This window comes from Actibacterium sp. XHP0104 (genome assembly GCF_025751515.1).
In the GTDB taxonomy this organism is placed as follows: Bacteria; Pseudomonadota; Alphaproteobacteria; order Rhodobacterales; family Rhodobacteraceae; genus Actibacterium_D.
Map to the genome: position 1 here is coordinate 578,915 of NZ_JAOWLE010000001.1, position 18,577 is coordinate 597,491.

Below are 18,577 nucleotides of genomic sequence, written 5' to 3' on the forward strand. Positions count from 1 at the left end.
AAATGGCGACGATAGTTCTGTCGGCCGCGGGCGCGGCTGTCGGCTCGGCAATTGGGGGCTCGGTGCTGGGCCTGTCGAGCGTGGTGATCGGCCGGGCCATCGGGGCCACCATCGGGCAATACTTGGATCAGACCCTGCTGGGTGCCGGATCGGCGCCGGTCGAGACAGGCAGAATGAACCGGTTCCGTCTGAGCGGTGCCAGCGAAGGCCGGGCCGTGGGGCAGCTCTACGGGCGCAACCGGCTGGGCGGGCAGGTGATCTGGGCGTCGCGCTTTCGCGAGACCCGCAAGACCTCGGGTGGCGGGAAAAGCTCGGGGCCTGAGGTCACGCGCTATTCGTACTCGGTGAGCCTGGCCATCGCGATCTGCGAAGGTGAGATTCAGCGCCTGGGCCGGATCTGGGCCGATGGGGTTGAGATCGCCAAGGATGACCTGACGATCCGCCTGTATCACGGCACCGAGGATCAGATGCCCGACCCCAAGATCGAGGCGGTCGAGGGCGCGGGCATGGTGCCGTCGTATCGCGGCATCGCCTATGTGGTGATCGAGGATCTTCAACTGGGCCGGTTCGGCAACCGGGTGCCGCATTTCTCGTTCGAGGTGGTGCGCAGCCTGCCGTCCGACGACATTGATCGGGCTGCCTTGTCCGATGTGGTGCCGGGTGTGGCGCTGATCCCGGGCTCGGGGGAATACGCGCTGGCGGTCACGCCGGTCTATTACGGCGGGCGCCCGGGTGACGCGGCCTCGGCCAATATCAACTCGCCCTCGGGCAAGAGTGATTTCGAGACTTCGCTGGAGACCTTGAACGAAGAGGTGCCGGCCTGCGGGTCGACCTTGCTGGTGGCCAGCTGGTTTGGCGACGACCTGCGGGCAGGGCATTGCACCGTGCGGCCCAAGGTGAACCAGACCGCTGTGGATGCCGCGCCGATGCGGTGGCGCGTCTCGGGTCTGAACCGCGCCGGGGCAGAGGTGGTGCCCGAGCAGGACAGCAAGCCGGTATATGGCGGCACGCCTGCCGATCATTCCATCGTCGAGGCGATCACGGCGCTCAAGGCGTCGGGCAAGGCGGTGACGTTTTATCCGTTCATGCTGATGGACCAGGTCGCGGGAAATATGCTGCCCGATCCCTATAGTGATGCGGTCGGGCAGGCGGTCTTGCCGTGGCGCGGACGTATCACGACGCAATGGGCGCCGGGTGTGCCGGGGTCGACCGACGGCACGGTTGCGGCCGAGGCCGAGGTGGCGGCGTTTTTCGGCTCCGCGCAGCCCGGCGATTTCAGTGTTAATCTTGACCCGGCCTATACCGCGCTGACCGAGGTGCCGCAGGGCCTGCCGCTGCCGCCTGCGCTGATCGGGGGCAACTCTACGGTCAGTTATAGCGGCCCGGCGGAATGGTCGTATCGCCGGTTCATTCTGCACTACGCGCATCTTTGCGCTGCTGTTGGCGGCGTCGAGGCGTTCTGCATCGGGTCCGAAATGCGTGGTCTGACACGGATTCGCGGCGCTGCGGGTGGTTTTCCGGCAGTTCAGGCGCTGCGTGATCTGGCGGCGGATGTGCGGGGTATTCTGGGCCCTGAGGTCAAGATTGGCTATGCGGCGGACTGGTCGGAGTATTTCGGTTATCACCCCCAGGATGGATCGGGCGATCTGCTGTTTCATCTCGATCCGCTGTGGGCGGATCCGAATATCGATTTCATCGGTATCGACAATTACATGCCCCTGTCAGATTGGCGCGATGGTGACGACCATGCCGATGCTGATTGGGGGTCGATTTACAACCTCGATTACCTGCGTGCCAATATCGAGGGTGGCGAGGGTTATGACTGGTATTACCCGTCGCAGGCAGCCGCGGCTGTGCAGCGGCGCGAGCCGATCACCGATGGCGCGTATGACGAGGCCTGGGTCTATCGCTATAAGGACATTCGCAACTGGTGGCTGAACCCGCATCATGAACGGCTCGGCGGGGTCAGGCAGGCCGTGCCGACCGATTGGGTGCCGCAGTCCAAACCGATCTGGTTTACCGAATTCGGCTGTGCGGCGATCGACAAGGGTACCAACCAGCCCAACAAGTTTCTCGATCCGAAATCGTCGGAATCGGCGCTGCCGGCCTGGTCGACGGGAATGCGCGACGATTTCTTGCAGCAGCAATATCTGCGGGCGATGGTGGGCTATTGGGTCGATCCGGCGATCAACCCGGTGTCGGATGTCTATGGCGGGCCGATGGTCGACGTGGGGCGCAGCAATGTTTGGGCCTGGGATGTGAGGCCCTATCCGCATTTCCCGACCAATACCGCGCTGTGGGGTGATGGCGCGAATTATCATCGTGGGCATTGGCTGAATGGCCGTGTGTCGGCCCAGACGCTGGCGGCGGTGGTGGCCGAGATCTGTGCGCGTTCGGGCGTGGTCGAGGTCGAGACCGGGCAGCTTTACGGCCTGGTGCGTGGCTATGCGATCGAGGATGTGCAGGACGCGCGCGCCAGTCTGCAACCCCTGATGCTGGCGCATGGGTTCGACGCGGTCGAGCGTGGCGGGCGGCTGGTGTTTCAAAGCCGGGGCGCGGGTTCTGATATTCATGTGATGCCTGAGGATTTGGCTGTAACAGCCGATATGCAAGGCGATATCGAGATGATACGGGCGCCAGAAGCCGAGACCGCCGGACGAGTGCGACTGAACTTTGTCGAGGCTGAGGGCGATTTCGAGGCGCGGGCGGTCGAGGCGATACTGCCCGATGAGGAAACCCGCGCGGTTTCGGTGTCGGAACTGCCGCTGGTGCTGACGCGCAGCGAAGGGCGCGCGATTGCAGAGCGTTGGCTGGCCGAGGCACGGGTGGCGCGCGATCGCACGCGCTTTGCCCTGCCACCGTCGCGTATGTCTGTGGGCGCCGGTGATGTGGTAGGGGTTGAAACGGCTGTCGGAAACAGCCTCTATCGTATTGATCGTGTGGAACAATCCGGCGTTATGCTGGTAGAGGCCGTGCGATGCGAGCCGGCGGTATATCTGCCCTCGGATGCGGTCGAGACGCCGGTGTCACTAAGCCCGTTCAGCGTGCCTGTGCCGGTGTTGCCGCTGTTTCTGGATCTGCCTCTGATCACCGGAAGTGAGGTTGAACATGCCCCGCATCTGGCTGTGGCTGCGACGCCGTGGCCGGGGCGTGTGGCGCTGTTTGGTTCCGCGCAGGACGCCGATTATCAGCTGAATACCATGCTGGACAGCCCGGCGATGATCGGCGTGACCGAGACCCCTCTGTTTCGGGCGGCCTCGTCTGAATGGGATCGCGGGCCGGCCTTGCGGGTGCGTATGTCGGCCGGGGCCGAGCTGGGCTCGGTCGATGTGAACTCTGTTCTGAATGGGGCCAACAGAGTGGTGATCGGCGACGGCTCTGCCGCCAATTGGGAGGTGTTCCAGTTCGCCGAGGCGCAGCTGGTGGCCGAGGATACCTACGAGCTGCGGATGCGGCTGCGGGGTCAGGCGGGCACCGAGGGTGTGATGCCCGACGCATGGCCGGTTGGCAGCTACGTGGTGGTGCTGGACAGCGCGTCGGTTCAGATCGGGCTGAGCGCGGCAGAGCGTGGTCTGGCCCGGCACTATCGGGTGGGGCCGGCGGGGCGTAGCTATGAAGACCCATCCTACAGCCATCTGGTCGAGGCCTTCGATGGGATCGGCTTGCGGCCCTATGCGCCCTGCCATCTGCGGGCGCGGCGCGTGTCCGGGGGCGATTTGACGGTCGGCTGGGTGCGCCGGACACGGGTTGATGGCGACAGCTGGGCCTCGTTCGAGGTGCCTTTGGGCGAGGCGCAGGAGCTGTACCAGATACGGGTGCGAGACGGGGCAGACGCGATTGCGCGCGAGGCCTATGTGACCGCGCCCATCTGGACCTACACGGCGGCCGAGCAGGCGGTGGATGGGGTCAGTGCCCCATTCGCCATCGAGGTGGCCCAGATTTCCGACCGCTTTGGCGCGGGGCTTTTTGAGAGGATCGAGATCAATGAATGAGACCACGATTTTGCAGCTGCCGCTGGTGCAGGCAGCCCAGGCGCAGAAACATGTGACGGTGAATGAGGGGCTGCGGCGGCTGGACGGGTTGGTGCAGCTGAGGCTGTTGACCCTGGCCGAGACCACGCCCCCCGTCACGGCGGCCGAGGGCGATTGTCACTGGGTGCCGGCGGGTGGCGTCAACGATTGGGCGGGCCATGCGGGTGAGATTGCTATGTTCCAGGGCGGGGGCTGGGTCTTTGCGGTGCCGCAGGTCGGCTGGCGTGGCTGGAGCGTCGAGGACGCCGCCGAGGTGGTGTTTGATGGCGCCGCCTGGCAGCCGGGCGTCGCGGCGATATCGCCTTTTGGCGCGGCCCTGCGGTTTCGGCTGATGGAGTTCGATCACGTCATCGCAGCCGGGGCGGTCAGCTCTACGGTGCAGAGCATCCCGTCGCATGCGATGGTGTTCGGGGTGACGGGGCGCGTGGTGGATACGATCACGGGCACGCTGACCTCTTGGCGCCTGGGTGCGGACGGGTCGGACAACCGGTTCGGCAGCGGGCTGGGGTTGGCGATGGGGTCGTTTGCCAAGGGGGTGCTGGGGGCGCCGCTGACCGGCTATGCCCCCATGCCGCTGGACCTGACAGCCGAGGGCGGCAGCTTTGCCGGCGGCACGGTTCGGCTGGCGGTGCATTATGCCGAACTGACGCTGCCGTCGTTGTGATGCGGCCGGTTCTGCATGGCGATGTGGTTTCGGCGGCGCGGGCATTGATGGGCTTGCCCGAGGCCGCGCGCCGGGCTGCCTTTCAGGGCATGCTGGTGCGGGCCAGTGCGGCCGACGCCTATCGGAAACGGTTCGGCAAGGCGCATCCCGAGTGGGGGAACGGGTCGCTGATGGCGGTGGCCTTGCCGGGCGTCAAAGGCCCCGAGCCATTTTTGGATGCGCCCGACTATTGCCGGTGCCTGTCGTTGGTGTTCGACATGCTGGTCGAATGGCGGGCGGCGCGGCAGACTTAGCCGCGGGCGCAGGCGATACAGGTTGGCACTGTCGGATCAAGCGTTAGCCTTGCGAGGGCGATTTCGTCGCCGCATTCGGTGCAATAGCCGTATTCGCCCTGGCCGATCCGGGCCAGGGCGGCGCGGATGCGGTTGGCCTGGCTGTCGCGGCGGCTTTGCTGGGCGCGGGCCATGGCCTGTTGTTGCAGGGCGTCCATGCGCGACAGTCGGCCGACGGACTGTTGGTCAAGCGTCACGGTGCGGGTGCCATCCTGGCCCAGCTCTTTGTCGGTCTCGACCTGATCCAGCATCTGTCTGAGTTTGCGGGAGAATTCCGCGATCTCTGCATCGATCATGATCACAAATCCGTTTCAGCGCTGTAAAAATTGCCCTTGTTGAGATATCTGTTATAGAGCCATCTCGCAACGAAAGGGCAGTTCAATGGCGAAGACACACGTGCAAGTGGCCTCGATCGATCCGATCTGGCAGAGGCTGTGCAACGAGGCCGAGCAAGCGATTGTCGACGAGCCGCTCTTGGGGGGGCTGGTTCATTCCAGCATCTTGCATCACCGCACGCTTGAAGCGGCGCTGGCGTACCGGATTTCGCTGAAACTGTCTTCGGGCGAGATGTCGGACCAGATGCTGCGCGAGATCTGCGATGCAGCCTATCAGTCCGACCCGGCGCTATCCGAGGCGGCGCGCGCCGATCTGGTGGCCGTTTATGAGCGCGATCCGGCCTGCCATCGGTATTTGCAGCCGCTGCTGTATTTCAAGGGGTTCCAGGCGGTGCAGGCCTATCGGGTCGGTCATTGGCTGTGGACCGAGGGTCGGCATGATCTGGCCTATTTCATCCAGATGCGCGTGTCCGAGGAATTCGGCGTCGACATTCACCCGGCGGCCCGGATCGGCAAGGGGATCATGATCGACCACGCCCATTCGATCGTGATCGGTGAAACGGCCGTGGTCGGCGATAACGTGTCGATGCTGCATTCGGTGACGCTGGGCGGGACCGGCAAGGAAGAAGAGGACCGCCATCCCAAGATCGGCGACGGCGTCATGATTGGTGCCGGGGCCAAGGTTCTGGGCAATATCAAGGTTGGTTGCTGCTCGCGTATCGCGGCGGGGTCGGTGGTGCTGGAAGAGGTGCCCGAGGCGACCACGGTTGCCGGTGTGCCTGCACGGATCGTGGGCAAGGCGGGCTGCGCGCAGCCCAGCGTGACCATGGATCAGCTGCTGCCTTGACACGATATCTGAAACTATCGCACCCGATGAAAAAGCCCTCGCCGGTGATGCTGGCGGGGGCTTTTTCAGTTTTGGTGGCCTTAAGCCAGCATTGAGATCGGATTTTCCAGCGCGTCGACCAGCACCTGCAGGAACTGGGCGCCCAAGGCGCCGTCGATGACCCGGTGATCGACGGACATGGTAACCGACATGATGGTTGCAGTGGTGACCTGGCCATCATCGCCGACGACTGGTTTTTTGACACCCGCGCCGACGGCAAGGATGCCGCCATGTGGCGGGTTGATAACCGCGTCGAAATTGTCGATGCCGAACATGCCAAGGTTCGAGATCGCAAAGCTGCCGCCCTGGTATTCATGCGGGGCAAGTTTGCGATCGCGGGCGCGGGCGGCCAGGTCTTTCATCTCGGTCGAGAGGGCCGATAGTGACTTGGTGTCGGCATCGCGCAGCACCGGGGTAAAGAGCCCGCCGTCAATTGCCACGGCAACCGCCACGTCCGAGGGTTTCAACCGCAGCACCCGATCACCGGCCCAGACGGCGTTGCAATCCGGCACCTGTTGCAGGGCGATGGCGGCGGCCTTGATGATGAAATCATTCACCGAAAGCTTTACGCCGCGCGATTCCAGTGCCTTGTTCATCTGCGCGCGGAAGGCCAGCAGCGTATCCAGCCGGATGTCGCGGCGCAGGTAGAAATGCGGGATGGTTTGCTTGGCCTCGGTCAGGCGGGCAGCGATGGTCTTGCGCATCCCGTCGAGCTGCACCTCTTCGTAGTCGCGATCGGCATACATCTTGAGGATGGTATCGGTCGCGGGGCCGGCGGGCATCGCGACAGGGGCCGCGGCGGCGGAAGGTGCGGCTGGCGTCGGGGCGGCCTGCGGGCTGGCAGAGGCCTTGATCACGTCGGATTTCAGGATGCGGCCCTTGGGGCCAGAGCCCTGGATCTGGGTCAGGTCGAGGCCCTTTTCGGCGGCGATGCGGCGGGCCACGGGTGTGGCAAAGATGCGGTCGCCAGCGGCGCCTTTAGGTGCGGGCGGGGCAGTTGACGCGGCCAGCGCCGGCGCAGTTGCGGTGTCGGTTGCGGCGACCTCTGCGGCGGCGGTGGGCTGGGTGATGTCATCTGCGCTTTCGCCATCGGCCAGCAGCACGGCGATGGGCGTGTTGACCTTGACGCCCTGGCTGCCCTCGTCGATCAGCAGCTTTCCGATCACGCCTTCATCGACGGCCTCGAATTCCATCGTGGCCTTGTCGGTTTCGATCTCGGCCAGCAGGTCGCCGGCGGCAACGGTATCGCCCTCTTTCACCAGCCACTTGGCCAGAGTGCCTTCCTCCATCGTCGGGGACAGCGCGGGCATCAGGATTTCTGTGGGCATCGCGGGCTCCTTAACGGTAGGTCACGGCTTTGACGGCATCGATGACCTCTTGCGTGGTCATCAGGGCGTGTTTTTCCAGGTTGGCCGCATAGGGCATGGGCACGTCCTTGCCGGTGCAGGTAATGACCGGTGCGTCGAGATAGTCGAATGCCTGCTGCATGACAACCGAGCCGATATAGCTGCCGATCGAGCCGACGGGCCAGCCCTCTTCGACAGTGACGCAGCGGTTGGTTTTCATCACTGAGCGCACGATCGTGTCGGTATCCATCGGGCGCAGGGTGCGCAGGTCGATGACCTCGGCGCTGATGCCTTCCTTGGCCAGCTCATCGGCGGCCTCCAGCGCATAGGTCATGCCGATGCCAAAGCTGACGATGGTCACGTCGGTGCCTTCGCGCCAGATCCGGGCCTTGCCCAGCGGCACGGTGAAATCCTCCATCACCGGCACGTCGAAGGATTTGCCGTAGAGGATCTCGTTTTCCAGGAACACAACCGGGTTGGGATCGCGGATCGCCGATTTCAGCAGGCCCTTGGCGTCTGAGGCCGAGTAGGGCATCACCACCTTGAGGCCCGGGATCTGCGCATACCAGGCGGCATAGTCCTGGCTGTGCTGCGCGGCGACGCGGGCGGCGGCGCCGTTGGGACCGCGGAACACCATCGGCGCGCCCATCTGGCCGCCCGACATGTACAGCGTCTTGGCGGCCGAGTTGATGATGTGGTCGATGGCCTGCATGGCAAAGTTGAAGGTCATGAATTCGACGATCGGGCGCAGGCCGCCAAAGGCCGCGCCCGTGGCGATGCCGGCAAAGCCGTGTTCGGTGATCGGCGTGTCAATCACGCGCTTGCCACTGAATTCTTCCAGCAGGCCCTGGCTGATCTTGTAGGCGCCCTGGTATTCGGCAACCTCTTCGCCCATCAGGAACACGGTGTCGTCGCGGCGCATTTCCTCGGCCATGGCATCGCGCAGGGCCTCGCGCACGGTGGTGCTGCGCATCTCGGTGCCTTCGGGAATTTCGGGTTCTGCCACCACGACGGGGGCCACCGGGGCGGCGGCCGCGGCAGGCGCGGGGGCAGGGGTGTCGGATGCCGGGGCCTCGGTCACAGGGGCCGCCGTTGCGACGGCATCGGCATCTTCGCCTTCCTCGATCAGAATCGCGATCGGGGTGTTCACCTTGACGTTCTGGGTGCCCTCGGCCACCAGGATCTTGCCCATGACGCCCTCGTCGACGGCCTCGAATTCCATCGTGGCCTTGTCGGTTTCGATCTCGGCGATGATATCGCCCGAAGAGATGGTATCGCCCTCTTTCACCAGCCATTTGGCCAGGGTGCCTTCCTCCATCGTCGGAGACAGCGCGGGCATCAGCAGTTCGGTTGCCATGATCTCTCTCCCTCAGGTCTCGGCGTAGATGTCGGTCCACAGCTCGTCGAGCGCGGGCTCGGGGCTGATGCGGGCGAATTCGGCGGATTCATTGACCACCGCCTTGATATCCTTGTCGATCTGCTTCAGCTCGTCCTCGGTGACGTGCTCGCCTTGCAGCAGCAGCGCGCGGACGTTTTCGATCGGGTCGCGTTCCTCGCGCATTTTCTGCACCTCTTCGCGGGTGCGGTATTTCGCCGGGTCGGACATCGAGTGGCCGCGATAGCGATAGGTTTTCACCTCGAGGATATAGGGCCCGTTGCCGGCGCGGCAGTGGGCCACGGCCTTTTCGCCGGCCTCTTTCACCGCCAGCACGTTCATGCCGTCAACCGGCTCGCCCGGGATGCCAAAGGCCTGACCGCGGGTATAAAGCTCTGGCGTCGAGGTCGAGCGGTTCTGCGCGGTGCCCATAGCATACTGGTTGTTCTCGATCACGAAGATCACCGGCAGTTTCCAAAGGGCCGCCATGTTGAAAGTCTCGTAGACCTGGCCCTGGTTGGCAGCGCCGTCACCGAAATAGGTGAAGGTCACGCGGCCGTTTTCCAGGTATTTGTCGGCGAATGCCAGCCCCGCGCCCAGCGGCACCTGCGCCCCGACGATGCCATGGCCGCCGTAGAAATGCTTTTCCTTGCTGAACATGTGCATCGAGCCGCCCTTGCCGCGCGAATAGCCGCCTTCGCGCCCGGTCAGCTCGGCCATGACCCCGTTCGGGTCCATGCCGCAGGCCAGCATATGGCCGTGGTCGCGATACGAGGTGATGCGCTTGTCGCCTTCCTCGGTCGCGGCTTCCAGGCCGACCACAACGGCCTCTTGCCCGATGTAGAGATGGCAGAACCCGCCGATCAGCCCCATACCATAGAGCTGCCCCGCCTTTTCCTCGAATCGCCGGATCAACAGCATGTCGCGGTAGTAGGACAGCAGTTCTTCCTTGGATGTATTTGATTTCTTGGTGGTTTTTCGCGCGGCCATGCGAAGCGCCTCCCCGGACTAAGAAATATAGTTTAACGTTAAACTATTAAATATCAGACGGGGCGGAAAAATTCGAGCCTGAAAATCCAAAATTATCGTTTGATTTCGCTGCGTTGCGGAATGTTCTTCAACGAACGACCAGCTCATCAGGACGCATCAGGCCCAGCACATCGCGGGCCCGCTCATCCAGCAGATCGAGATCAAGATAATCATCAGATAGGCGTCGTGTCTTGTTCGACAAGAGCGCAATTTCCTGTTCAAGGGAAGCTTTTTCTGCCCGCAGCGTGTCGGCCTCGGCCTCGGCCTGGATGCGCCGAAACAGCCCATAGTCGCCCTGAACGGCGGCAAAGGTGAAATAGCTGCCAAGCGCGAACATGACTGTTGCGTAGATCGCGCCGCCAAGCATGGGACGTTTGCGGGTGTTGCTCATCTGTCTGCCTCTGGGTCGCCTCTTGTCGGGCGATAGGGTCACAATGGCATATTCGAATGGTCGTGTGAATCCCAAAAGAGCAACAAAATATGGGATTTTCGCGGTTTTTCGGCTTAGTTCTTCTTGATCGGAACGCCGTAGAGTTCCAGCTTGTGCCCAAGCAGGCGATAGCCCAGCCGTTGGGCGATCTTTTCCTGCAATACCTCGATCTCGGGGTCGACGAATTCGATCACCTCGCCGCTGTTCATGTCGAACAGGTGGTCGTGGTGTTCGCGCTCGGCATCCTCATATCGGGCGCGACCGTCCCCGAATTCCAGCTTGTCCAGAATACCGGCCTCTTCGAACAGCTTGACCGTGCGATAGACCGTGGCGATCGAGATCTTGGGATCGATCGCGCTGGCGCGGGCATAGAGGGTTTCGGCATCGGGGTGGTCGTCGCTGTCTTGCAGCACCTGCGCGATTACCCGGCGCTGGCCGGTCATGCGCAGGCCCTTGGCCTCGCAACGGGTCAGGATGGTGTCGGTCATAAGCGGCGCCCCGGGTTGTCGCACAGGGGTTTAGTCAAAATACCGCCCCGGCGCCAGTCGTTTGCGCAACCATCCCCGCAGTTTACGCAGGATTCAGGTGCCGCAAAAGGTGCGGGTCACGGTTTCCTCGGGCCGTGGCGGGAGGGCATAGGCGGCTTGCTTGGGCTGATCGTCGAAAGGCCGGGCCAAAACGGCGTTCAGCGCGTGAAACGGCGTCAGGTCGCCGGTCAGCGCCGCCTGAATCGCCTGTTCGATGCGATGGTTGCGCGGGATATAGGCCGGGCTGGCGGCGCGCAGGCGGGCCTGATGGTCGGGCAGGTCACGCGCCAGCCGCGCCTGCCAGGCCGTGGCCCATTGGTCAAAGGCCTCGGCCTGGGTGAACTGATCGCGGGCGCTGTCATCTGCAAGCCCGCGAAACGTGTTGGTGAAATCGGCGCGGGCAAAGGCCATGCGGTCAAGCAACCCGCTGATCAGGTCGGCGTCCTCGGGTTCGGCCGTGGTCAGGCCCAGCTTGGCGCGGAACACCGACAGCCATTCCGCGCGGAACAGGTCACCAAAACCCCGCAGCGCGGCGGTGGCGGTCTCGACCGCGGCCTCGTCATTGTCATTGATCAGCGGCAGCAGCGACGATGCCAGCTGCGCCAGGTTCCAGACCGCGATATCGGGCTGGCGGGAAAAGGCATAGCGGCCGTGCTGGTCGATCGAGCTGAACACCTTGTCGGGGTGATAGGTATCCATGAAGGCGCAGGGGCCATAGTCGATGGTTTCGCCCGATATGGTCATGTTGTCGGTGTTCATCACCCCATGGATAAAGCCCACACCCATCCAGCGCGCGATCAGCCGGGCCTGAGCCGCGATCACGCCGTTCAGCAGGTCCAGCGCGGTTTCGGCCTGCGGATAGTGGCGGGCAATGGCGTGGTCGGTCAGCAGGCGCAGGGCTTCGGTATCGCCGCGGGCGGCGAAGTACTGAAACGTGCCGACGCGGATATGGCTGGCGGCGACGCGGGTCAAAACGGCGCCGGGCAGGGGGCGTTCGCGCAGCACGGCCTCGCCGGTGGTGACGGCGGCCAGCGCGCGGCTCGTCGGGATGCCAAGCGCGTGCATGGCCTCGGAGACAATATATTCGCGCAGAACCGGGCCGATCGCCGCGCGCCCGTCGCCCCGGCGTGAAAACGGGGTGGGGCCCGCGCCTTTCAGCTGGATATCGCGGCGGGTGCCGTTGGTGTCGATGACCTCGCCCAGCAAGATCGCGCGCCCGTCGCCCAGCTGCGGCACCCAGCCGCCGAACTGGTGCCCGGCATAGGCCTGGGCCAGCGGCGCGGCGCCCTCGGGCACGGCGTTTCCGGCCAGCATCTGCACCCCCGAGGCGCTGCGCAGCGTCTGGGGGGCAAGCCCCAGCTCTTGCGCCAGTGTGTCATTCACCGCGATCAGGCCGGGGCTGGCGACCGGTGTCGGGTCCAGCCGGGCGTGAAACCGGCCGGGCAGGCGGGCATAGGAATTGTCAAAGGGCAGGGACAGGGGCATGGAGCATCCTTTCGGTGTAAATCTAGTATCCGGGATGCAGCTTTGCCAGTGGCCATGAAAAAGGCGCCAGGCATGGCCCGGCGCCCCATATCAGATTGAGCGCAGATCAGCCGTCGAAATCGACGGTTTCCACCAGCCGCAGCGCATCGGCGCGCAGCGGGGCCAGTTCCATCAGGTTGACTGTGTCGGGCGCGCATTCCCCCCAGCTTTGCACCAGCTCCGAGGCCTCGGTGCCCGGAACGACCGGGTATTCGTGGTTGATCTCGGCATAGATTTCCTGCGCCTCTTGCGAGGTCAGGAATTCCATCAGCTTGACGGCCTCGTCGCGGTTGGGGGCGGCCTTGGTCAGGGCCACGCCGGACACGTTCATATGGGTGCCGGCGCCCTCGAACACGGGGAACAGCACGTTGACCGCATCGGCCCATGCCTTTTGTTCGGGGTCGGCGACCATCTGGCCCATGTAATAGGTGTTACCCAGGCTGATGTCGCATTCGCCGGCCCAGATCGCCTTGACCTGCGCGCGGTCATTGCCCTGCGGCTTGCGGGCGAGGTTGGCCTTGACGCCTTCGAGCCAGGTCTTGGTGTAGTCTTCGCCGTGGTGCTTGATCATCGCCGCGACCAGCGCCAGCGTATAGCCATGCGCGCCCGAGCGGGTACAGATGCGGCCCTGCCATTTCGGGTCGGCCAGATCTTCGTAAGAGGTGACATCGGCCGGATCGACACGATCCTTGCTGGCATAGACGATGCGGGCGCGGGTGGTGACGCCGAACCACTGGTTGTCGGGGTCGCGGAACTCGGCGGGGATGTTGGCGGTCAGAACTTCGCTTTCAACCGGCTGGGTGACGCCACCGGCGACGGCCTCGGCCAGGCGCGAGATATCGACCGTCAGGATCAGGTCGGCGGGCGAGCGGTCGCCTTCGGCCTGCAGGCGCTCGACCAGGCCCTTGTCGATGAAGGACACGTTGGTCTTGATGCCGGTCTCGGCCGTAAAGGCGTCGAGGATCGGCTGGATCAGCTCGGGCTGGCGGTAGGAATAGATGTTCACATCGGCCAGCGCGGGCAGGGCCGTGGCCATCACGGCAAAGCTGAGCGCGGCGGTGCGCAGGGTACGGGTCATGGGTTCGCTCCACGTTGAAATCATGGGCGCCTTAAACCCGACTCTTTTGGTCGGGTCAATACCTGAATTAATTTGTCGGCTTTATTCCGCCGCGCGCTCGGCCGCCTTCACCGCATCCCACAGCGCATCCATCTCGGCCAGGTCGCTGTCTTCGGGGCGCTTGCCCATTTCGGCCAGCCGGGCCTCGATGCCTTCGAACCGGCGGGTGAACTTGGCGTTGGCGGCGCGCAGGGCGTCCTCGGGGTCAATATCAAGGTGGCGCGCAAGGTTTGCGATCACGAACAACAGGTCGCCGAACTCCTCTTTCTGATGCTCGGGGTCTGTGGCCTCGCGCAGCTCTTGCGCCTCTTCGACGATCTTGTCGATCACATGACCCGCATCGGGCCAGTCAAACCCGACCCGTGCCGCGCGTTTTTGCAGTTTGACCGCGCGCAGCAGGGCGGGCAGGCCAACGGCCACCCCGTCCAGCGTGCCGCGCAGTTCCTTGCCCGCGCGTTCAGCTGCCTTGATGGTTTCCCAATCGACGGTCTGCTGCTCGGCCGATTTGTCACGGCTTTCATCGCCAAAGACATGCGGGTGGCGGGCGACCATCTTGTCCGACATGGTGTCGGCCACCTGATCAAAGGTGAACAGCCCCGCCTCGGCCGCCATCTGCGCGTGAAAGACCGACTGGAACAGCAGATCGCCCAGCTCACCCTTCAGGTCATCCCAATCCTGCCGGTCGATCGCGTCGGCGACCTCATAGGCCTCTTCGATCGTGTAGGGCGCGATGGTGGCAAAGGTCTGCTCGATATCCCACGGGCAGCCGGTTTCTGGGTCACGCAGCCGGCGCATGATTTCCAAAAGGCGCGGCATGCCGCCATGGGGGTTGTGGATCAGGTCGTCGGTCATGGTGTCGGGTCCGTCTTGCATTGGGGTGACCCTGACGGGGGCTGTCAGGAATGTCCAGTGCCGGGGCTTTACCCGCGCACCCCGCCGCGTATCCTGCCCAAAAGCAGGAGTGCGCATGACAAGACTGTTCCATGGGGCCGACGGCCAGCCGCGGTGTTTCTGGTGCGACGGCGCCGAAGATTACGTCGCCTATCACGATACCGAATGGGGCTTTCCGGTGGGCGACGACCGGCGGCTGTTTGAAAAGATCTGCCTCGAGGGTTTTCAGTCCGGCCTCAGCTGGCGCACCATCCTGACCAAGCGCGAGAATTTCCGCGCCGCCTTTGCGGGCTTTGATTTCCACAAGGTGGCGCAGTTCGACGCGCAGGATGTCGAGCGCCTGTTGCAGGATGCGGGCATCGTGCGCCATCGCGGCAAGATCGAGGCCACGATCAACAACGCCCGGCGCGCCATCGAGTTGGTCGAGGAAAAGGGATCGCTGGCCGCCTATTTCTGGTCGTTCGAACCCGCGCCCGATGAACACGGCGCGCCGCTGTCGGCCTCGGTTTCGGATACCTCAAAACGGCTGTCGAAAGACCTGAAGAAGCGCGGCTGGAAATTCGTGGGGCCGACGACTGTCTTTGCCTTCATGCAGGCCATGGGGCTGATCAACGACCACGCACCCGGATGCGTCACCCGCGATCAGGTCGCCGCCGCACGCCGCGCCTTTACGCCCCCGGCCTAAAGATCCAGCTCGACCCAGACCGGTACGTGGTCGGACGGCTTTTCCCGCCCGCGCACATGCTTGTCGATCTGGCAGTCGATCAACAGATCGGCGGCCTGCGGTGTCAGCAATACATGGTCGATCCGAATGCCGTCATTCCGGTTCCAGGCGCCCGCCTGATAATCCCAGAACGAATATTGCCCCGGTGCGCCGTTGCGGGCGCGAAAGGCCTCGGTAAAGCCCAGGTTCGCGATCCGGCGAAAGGCGGCGCGGCTTTCGGGGCGGGCCAGCGCATCCTCGCGCCAGGCCTCGGGGCGGGCGGCGTCTTCGTCCTGGGGAATGATGTTGTAATCGCCCGCCATCAGCGCCGGTTCCTCGGCCGCCATCAACTGGGCCGCACGCGCCTGCAGGCGCTCCATCCAATCCAGCTTATAGGCATATTTCCCGCCAGGGGCCGGGCTGCCATCGGCCGACAGCTCGACCGGGTTGCCATTGGGCAGATAGAGGCCGCACAGCCGGATCGCCTGCTTGCCCACTACGGTTGCTTCGATCCAGCGCGCCTGCTCGTCGCTGTCATCACCGGGCAAGCCGCGTACGACATCCTCAAGCGGCAGTTTCGACAGGATCGCGACACCGTTGAACGATTTCTGCCCGTGGGTCTCGACATTATAGCCGCGCTCCTCGAACAGCTCGTGCGGGAAGTTCTCGTCGACCGACTTGATCTCTTGCAACAGCGCGACATCGGGCTTGGCCTCGTCCAGCCAATCCAACAGGGCATTCACCCGCGCCTTGATCCCGTTGATGTTGAAGGTCGCGATTTTCATAAGGCCCCCTGCTTCTTCTTCGCGGAAATATCCCCGCCGGAGGCCAGAAAGTCCATGCGCCAAAAACGAAAACGCCGGCCCAGGGCCGGCGCGTCACGCGGATGGTGGCAGGCTCAGCTGCCCCAGCTGCGCACGATGCCGCAATCCATATGCACAAAGTTCGACCGCGAGTATTTGCCGACGCCGCCGGCATGACAGGCCTCGGCCGCACGGAACATCTGGCTGACCGAGCGCGATTTCATCCGCAGATCGGTTGCCTGGCCCTTCATGTGCAGCGAGTTTTTCGCCACCCGGCGCGAGTTCGAGCGCAGCATGGCATTGGTCTGAGGGGTGCGATAGCCCGACAGCAGCATATAGGGCTCGTCCGTGTCCATCAGGCGATGCGCGGCGGCAGCGATGTCGATGGTGCGCAGGTCCATGTTGGTGGCTTCGTTCTGACGCCAATCCCGCATGAAGTAATTGATTTCCTTGGCGGCTTCCTTGATGTATTCGCCTTCGACCCAATAGACGACATCAAGCGTCTCGCCGGTGCGGCCCGAATACATGCTGATGCGTCGGATGTCACCGGCCCCCCGCAGCAGGCCGAACGCATTGGCGTAGGTCGGTGCCGCGACGACGGCGGTTGCGGCGAATGCGCCAAGCAAACCACGCCGAGTAAAACCGGTGTTCTTAGACATACTGCTCTGCCCCGTGTCCATTGCGCCGCCTTAATGCGGCATTCTCAAACTGGTAATCTCAATTGACGAGGTCTATGCCACATTTCGATTCGTCGGCCAAGCCCCGTAGGGACGTTCGGGCGGGCGTATAGGGGAAATCGGCAGAAAATTGCTCAAATTCTGCACGACGCGACGTGACCACAGGGTGCGGCATTGACGCATCACCCCGGTTCCGCAATGGGCCGGATGCCCAGAAAGTGAGTGGACACTGCACCAGAGGGGCTGGAAAATGACAGCAGGAGTAAGCGTGTGCGGCTGTACGGGAATATGAATATGACGAGTGATGCGATGCGGCCCAAAGGGATGTGGCTGGCCGCTGCATTGGCCTTTGGCATGGGGCTTTTCGGCGCCACAGGTGAGGCCGAAGCCACCGAAAGCCTGGCCTTCAAACAGGCGATTGCCGAGGGCGCGACCCGTGACCGGGCCGTGGCCGAGTTCTACAAGGCGCGCGATTACGACCCGATCTGGACTGGACGCGATGATGCGGCGCGCCGCAAGGCGCTGTTGCAGGCGCTGGAAACTGCGGGCGATCATGGTCTGCCGGTCAGCCGCTATGACGTTGATGCGCTGGATGCGCTGTTCCGCTCGGCCAAGGATGACCGCAGCCGTGGCCGCGCCGAGGTGGCCGCCAGCCGCATGTTCCTTGATTTCGCCGAAGATCTGCAGACCGGTATCCTGACCCCGGGCCAGGTGATCCCGGACATCAAGCGCCAGCCGCAGCGCCGTGACCGCCAGGCCCAGCTTGATGCCTTTGCGCAAAGCTCCCCGCGCGCCTATCTGCGTGCGCTGCAGCCCAAAAGCCCCGAATATAACGCTCTGCTGGCCGAGAAACTGCGGCTTGAACGGGTCTTGGGCAAGGGCGGCTGGGGCGACAGCGTTCCCGGCAAGAAGATCGAGCCGGGCGAAAGCGGCGCGCAGGTTGTCGCGCTGCGCAACCGTCTGATCGCAATGGGATATCTGCGCCGCAGCGCAACCCAGACCTATGATGCCGATATCCAGAAGGCCGTGCAGGCCTTTCAGGCCGATCATGGGCTCTTTACCGATGGCGTGGCCGGGGCGGGCACGCTGGCAGAGCTGAACGCGCCGGTCGAAAAGCGGCTGGAGCAGGTCATCGTCGCCATGGAGCGCGAGCGCTGGATGCCCGCCGAGCGCGGCAAGCGTCACGTGCTGGTCAATATCACCGATTTCCACGCCCGGATCATCGCGGGTGGCAAGGTCGAGTTCCAGACCCGCTCGGTCGTCGGGGCCAACGACAAGGACCGCCGCACGCCCGAGTTCTCGGACGTGATGGAACATATGATCATCAATCCCACCTGGAACGTGCCGCGCTCGATCGCGACCAAAGAGTATCTGCCGATGCTCAAGGAAGATCCGAGTGCGGTCCGCCATCTGAAGCTGATCGATCAGCGCGGTCAGGTCGTCAGCCGCGAAGGGATGGATTTCAGCGAATATACCACGGCCAATTTCCCGTTCGACATGAAGCAGCCGCCCAGCAATTCGAACGCGCTGGGTCTGGTCAAGTTCATGTTCCCCAACCCCCACAATATCTATCTGCACGACACGCCGGCCAAGTCGCTGTTCGGGCGCGAAACCCGGGCGTTTTCGCATGGCTGCATCCGGCTGAACGATCCGTTCGATTTCGCCTATGCGCTGCTGGCGCGGCAGACCAATGACCCCGAGGGGTATTTCCATTCGGTTCTGCGCACGGGCCGGGAAACCCAGGTCAACCTGCAAGAGCCGCTGCCGGTGCATATCATCTATCGCACCGCGCTGACCGGTCCCAAGGGCCGGGTCGAGTTCCGTCGCGACATCTATGGCCGTGATGCGCGGATTTTCGACGAGCTGGCCAAGGCCGGGGTGGTGCTGCGCGCGGTTCGCGGCTAAAC

17 protein-coding genes are annotated in these 18,577 nt (G+C 63.8%); 6 read left to right on the top strand and 11 right to left on the bottom strand.

Features of this window, described 5'->3' with window-relative positions; all coding sequences use genetic code 11:
* Positions 1-2 precede the first annotated feature (2 nt).
* The 3 genes from OE856_RS03020 to OE856_RS03030 are packed head-to-tail and all read left to right on the top strand — an operon-like array spanning position 3 to position 4,988.
* Positions 3-3,992, top strand: coding sequence for a glycoside hydrolase/phage tail family protein (locus OE856_RS03020; RefSeq protein ID WP_263714562.1), 3,990 nt, complete (start codon positions 3-5; stop codon positions 3,990-3,992).
* Positions 3,985-4,695, top strand: coding sequence for a DUF2793 domain-containing protein (locus OE856_RS03025; RefSeq protein ID WP_263714563.1), 711 nt, complete (start codon positions 3,985-3,987; stop codon positions 4,693-4,695). Before OE856_RS03020 ends, OE856_RS03025 begins: the two co-directional genes overlap by 8 nt.
* On the top strand, positions 4,695-4,988 hold the full coding sequence (locus tag OE856_RS03030) for a hypothetical protein (RefSeq protein ID WP_263714564.1): 294 nt from the start codon (positions 4,695-4,697) through the stop codon (positions 4,986-4,988). The genes OE856_RS03025 and OE856_RS03030 overlap by 1 nt, the downstream gene beginning before the upstream one ends.
* On the opposite strand, the gene OE856_RS03035 is transcribed toward OE856_RS03030, so the two are convergent.
* Complete coding sequence (locus OE856_RS03035; RefSeq protein ID WP_263714565.1) at positions 4,985-5,323, bottom strand: TraR/DksA family transcriptional regulator; 339 nt, start codon at positions 5,321-5,323, stop codon at positions 4,985-4,987. The two genes, OE856_RS03030 and OE856_RS03035, sit on opposite strands and share 4 nt — an antisense overlap.
* Before the next feature lie 85 nt (positions 5,324-5,408).
* Between OE856_RS03035 and cysE the strand changes: the two genes are divergently transcribed.
* The gene (gene cysE, locus OE856_RS03040; protein ID WP_263714566.1) at positions 5,409-6,209 is read left to right on the top strand and encodes a serine O-acetyltransferase; all 801 of its coding nucleotides are present in this window, start codon (positions 5,409-5,411) and stop codon (positions 6,207-6,209) included.
* An 80-nt stretch (positions 6,210-6,289) separates the two neighbouring features.
* On the opposite strand, the gene OE856_RS03045 is transcribed toward cysE, so the two are convergent.
* The 8 genes from OE856_RS03045 to mazG all read right to left on the bottom strand — a co-directional run bounded on the left by OE856_RS03045 (position 6,290) and on the right by mazG (position 14,469).
* A complete protein-coding gene (locus tag OE856_RS03045; protein ID WP_263714567.1) occupies positions 6,290-7,576 on the bottom strand; it encodes a pyruvate dehydrogenase complex dihydrolipoamide acetyltransferase in 1,287 nt (428 codons plus the stop codon).
* Between the two features lie 10 nt (positions 7,577-7,586).
* A complete protein-coding gene (locus OE856_RS03050; protein WP_263714568.1) occupies positions 7,587-8,951 on the bottom strand; it encodes a pyruvate dehydrogenase complex E1 component subunit beta in 1,365 nt (454 codons plus the stop codon).
* 12 nt (positions 8,952-8,963) lie between these two features.
* Positions 8,964-9,959 carry a pyruvate dehydrogenase (acetyl-transferring) E1 component subunit alpha gene (gene pdhA / locus OE856_RS03055; protein WP_263714569.1) on the bottom strand — a complete coding sequence of 332 codons (996 nt, stop codon included), beginning with the start codon at positions 9,957-9,959 and terminating at the stop codon, positions 8,964-8,966.
* Between the two features lie 127 nt (positions 9,960-10,086).
* On the bottom strand, positions 10,087-10,389 hold the full coding sequence (locus OE856_RS03060; RefSeq protein ID WP_263714570.1) for an FtsB family cell division protein: 303 nt from the start codon (positions 10,387-10,389) through the stop codon (positions 10,087-10,089).
* 113 nt (positions 10,390-10,502) lie between these two features.
* Positions 10,503-10,916 (bottom strand): Fur family transcriptional regulator, encoded by a 414-nt coding sequence (locus OE856_RS03065; RefSeq protein WP_263714571.1) that lies wholly within the window; start codon positions 10,914-10,916, stop codon positions 10,503-10,505.
* 93 nt (positions 10,917-11,009) lie between these two features.
* A complete protein-coding gene (locus tag OE856_RS03070) occupies positions 11,010-12,440 on the bottom strand; it encodes a protein adenylyltransferase SelO (protein WP_263714572.1) in 1,431 nt (476 codons plus the stop codon).
* A 106-nt stretch (positions 12,441-12,546) separates the two neighbouring features.
* Positions 12,547-13,557, bottom strand: a complete 1,011-nt coding sequence (locus OE856_RS03075; protein WP_263714573.1) for a Fe(3+) ABC transporter substrate-binding protein — start codon at positions 13,555-13,557, stop codon at positions 12,547-12,549.
* An 81-nt stretch (positions 13,558-13,638) separates the two neighbouring features.
* The gene (mazG, locus tag OE856_RS03080; protein ID WP_412174848.1) at positions 13,639-14,469 is read right to left on the bottom strand and encodes a nucleoside triphosphate pyrophosphohydrolase; all 831 of its coding nucleotides are present in this window, start codon (positions 14,467-14,469) and stop codon (positions 13,639-13,641) included.
* 94 nt (positions 14,470-14,563) lie between these two features.
* Here mazG and OE856_RS03085 point away from each other — a divergent pair, with 94 nt between their 5' ends.
* Positions 14,564-15,172, top strand: a complete 609-nt coding sequence (locus OE856_RS03085; protein WP_263714574.1) for a DNA-3-methyladenine glycosylase I — start codon at positions 14,564-14,566, stop codon at positions 15,170-15,172.
* Here OE856_RS03085 and xth read toward each other — a convergent pair.
* Positions 15,169-15,975: an exodeoxyribonuclease III gene (gene xth, locus OE856_RS03090; protein ID WP_263714575.1), complete on the bottom strand. Its 807-nt coding sequence runs from the start codon at positions 15,973-15,975 to the stop codon at positions 15,169-15,171. The genes OE856_RS03085 and xth overlap by 4 nt on opposite strands.
* Positions 15,976-16,088: 113 nt before the next feature.
* A complete protein-coding gene (locus OE856_RS03095) occupies positions 16,089-16,652 on the bottom strand; it encodes a YcbK family protein (RefSeq protein ID WP_263714576.1) in 564 nt (187 codons plus the stop codon).
* A gap of 312 nt (positions 16,653-16,964) precedes the next feature.
* Between OE856_RS03095 and OE856_RS03100 the strand changes: the two genes are divergently transcribed.
* Positions 16,965-18,575, top strand: coding sequence for a L,D-transpeptidase family protein (locus OE856_RS03100; RefSeq protein WP_318527611.1), 1,611 nt, complete (start codon positions 16,965-16,967; stop codon positions 18,573-18,575).
* Positions 18,576-18,577: the final 2 nt, after the last annotated feature.

Bases quoted from the DNA above. Each gene is read 5' to 3' on its own strand.
- OE856_RS03020 (WP_263714562.1), top strand. From the start codon at position 3: ATGGCGACGATAGTTCTGTCGGCCGCGGGCGCGGCTGTCGGCTCGGCA.
- OE856_RS03025 (WP_263714563.1), top strand. From the start codon at position 3,985: ATGAATGAGACCACGATTTTGCAGCTGCCGCTGGTGCAGGCAGCCCAG.
- mazG (WP_412174848.1), bottom strand. From the start codon at position 14,469: ATGCAAGACGGACCCGACACCATGACCGACGACCTGATCCACAACCCC.
- OE856_RS03085 (WP_263714574.1), top strand. From the start codon at position 14,564: ATGACAAGACTGTTCCATGGGGCCGACGGCCAGCCGCGGTGTTTCTGG.
- pdhA (WP_263714569.1), bottom strand. From the start codon at position 9,959: ATGGCCGCGCGAAAAACCACCAAGAAATCAAATACATCCAAGGAAGAA.
- OE856_RS03035 (WP_263714565.1), bottom strand. From the start codon at position 5,323: ATGATCGATGCAGAGATCGCGGAATTCTCCCGCAAACTCAGACAGATG.
- OE856_RS03060 (WP_263714570.1), bottom strand. From the start codon at position 10,389: ATGAGCAACACCCGCAAACGTCCCATGCTTGGCGGCGCGATCTACGCA.
- OE856_RS03100 (WP_318527611.1), top strand. From the start codon at position 16,965: ATGACGAGTGATGCGATGCGGCCCAAAGGGATGTGGCTGGCCGCTGCA.
- OE856_RS03065 (WP_263714571.1), bottom strand. From the start codon at position 10,916: ATGACCGACACCATCCTGACCCGTTGCGAGGCCAAGGGCCTGCGCATG.
- cysE (WP_263714566.1), top strand. From the start codon at position 5,409: ATGGCGAAGACACACGTGCAAGTGGCCTCGATCGATCCGATCTGGCAG.
- OE856_RS03095 (WP_263714576.1), bottom strand. From the start codon at position 16,652: ATGTCTAAGAACACCGGTTTTACTCGGCGTGGTTTGCTTGGCGCATTC.
- OE856_RS03070 (WP_263714572.1), bottom strand. From the start codon at position 12,440: ATGCCCCTGTCCCTGCCCTTTGACAATTCCTATGCCCGCCTGCCCGGC.
- xth (WP_263714575.1), bottom strand. From the start codon at position 15,975: ATGAAAATCGCGACCTTCAACATCAACGGGATCAAGGCGCGGGTGAAT.
- OE856_RS03075 (WP_263714573.1), bottom strand. From the start codon at position 13,557: ATGACCCGTACCCTGCGCACCGCCGCGCTCAGCTTTGCCGTGATGGCC.
- OE856_RS03050 (WP_263714568.1), bottom strand. From the start codon at position 8,951: ATGGCAACCGAACTGCTGATGCCCGCGCTGTCTCCGACGATGGAGGAA.
- OE856_RS03030 (WP_263714564.1), top strand. From the start codon at position 4,695: ATGCGGCCGGTTCTGCATGGCGATGTGGTTTCGGCGGCGCGGGCATTG.
- OE856_RS03045 (WP_263714567.1), bottom strand. From the start codon at position 7,576: ATGCCCACAGAAATCCTGATGCCCGCGCTGTCCCCGACGATGGAGGAA.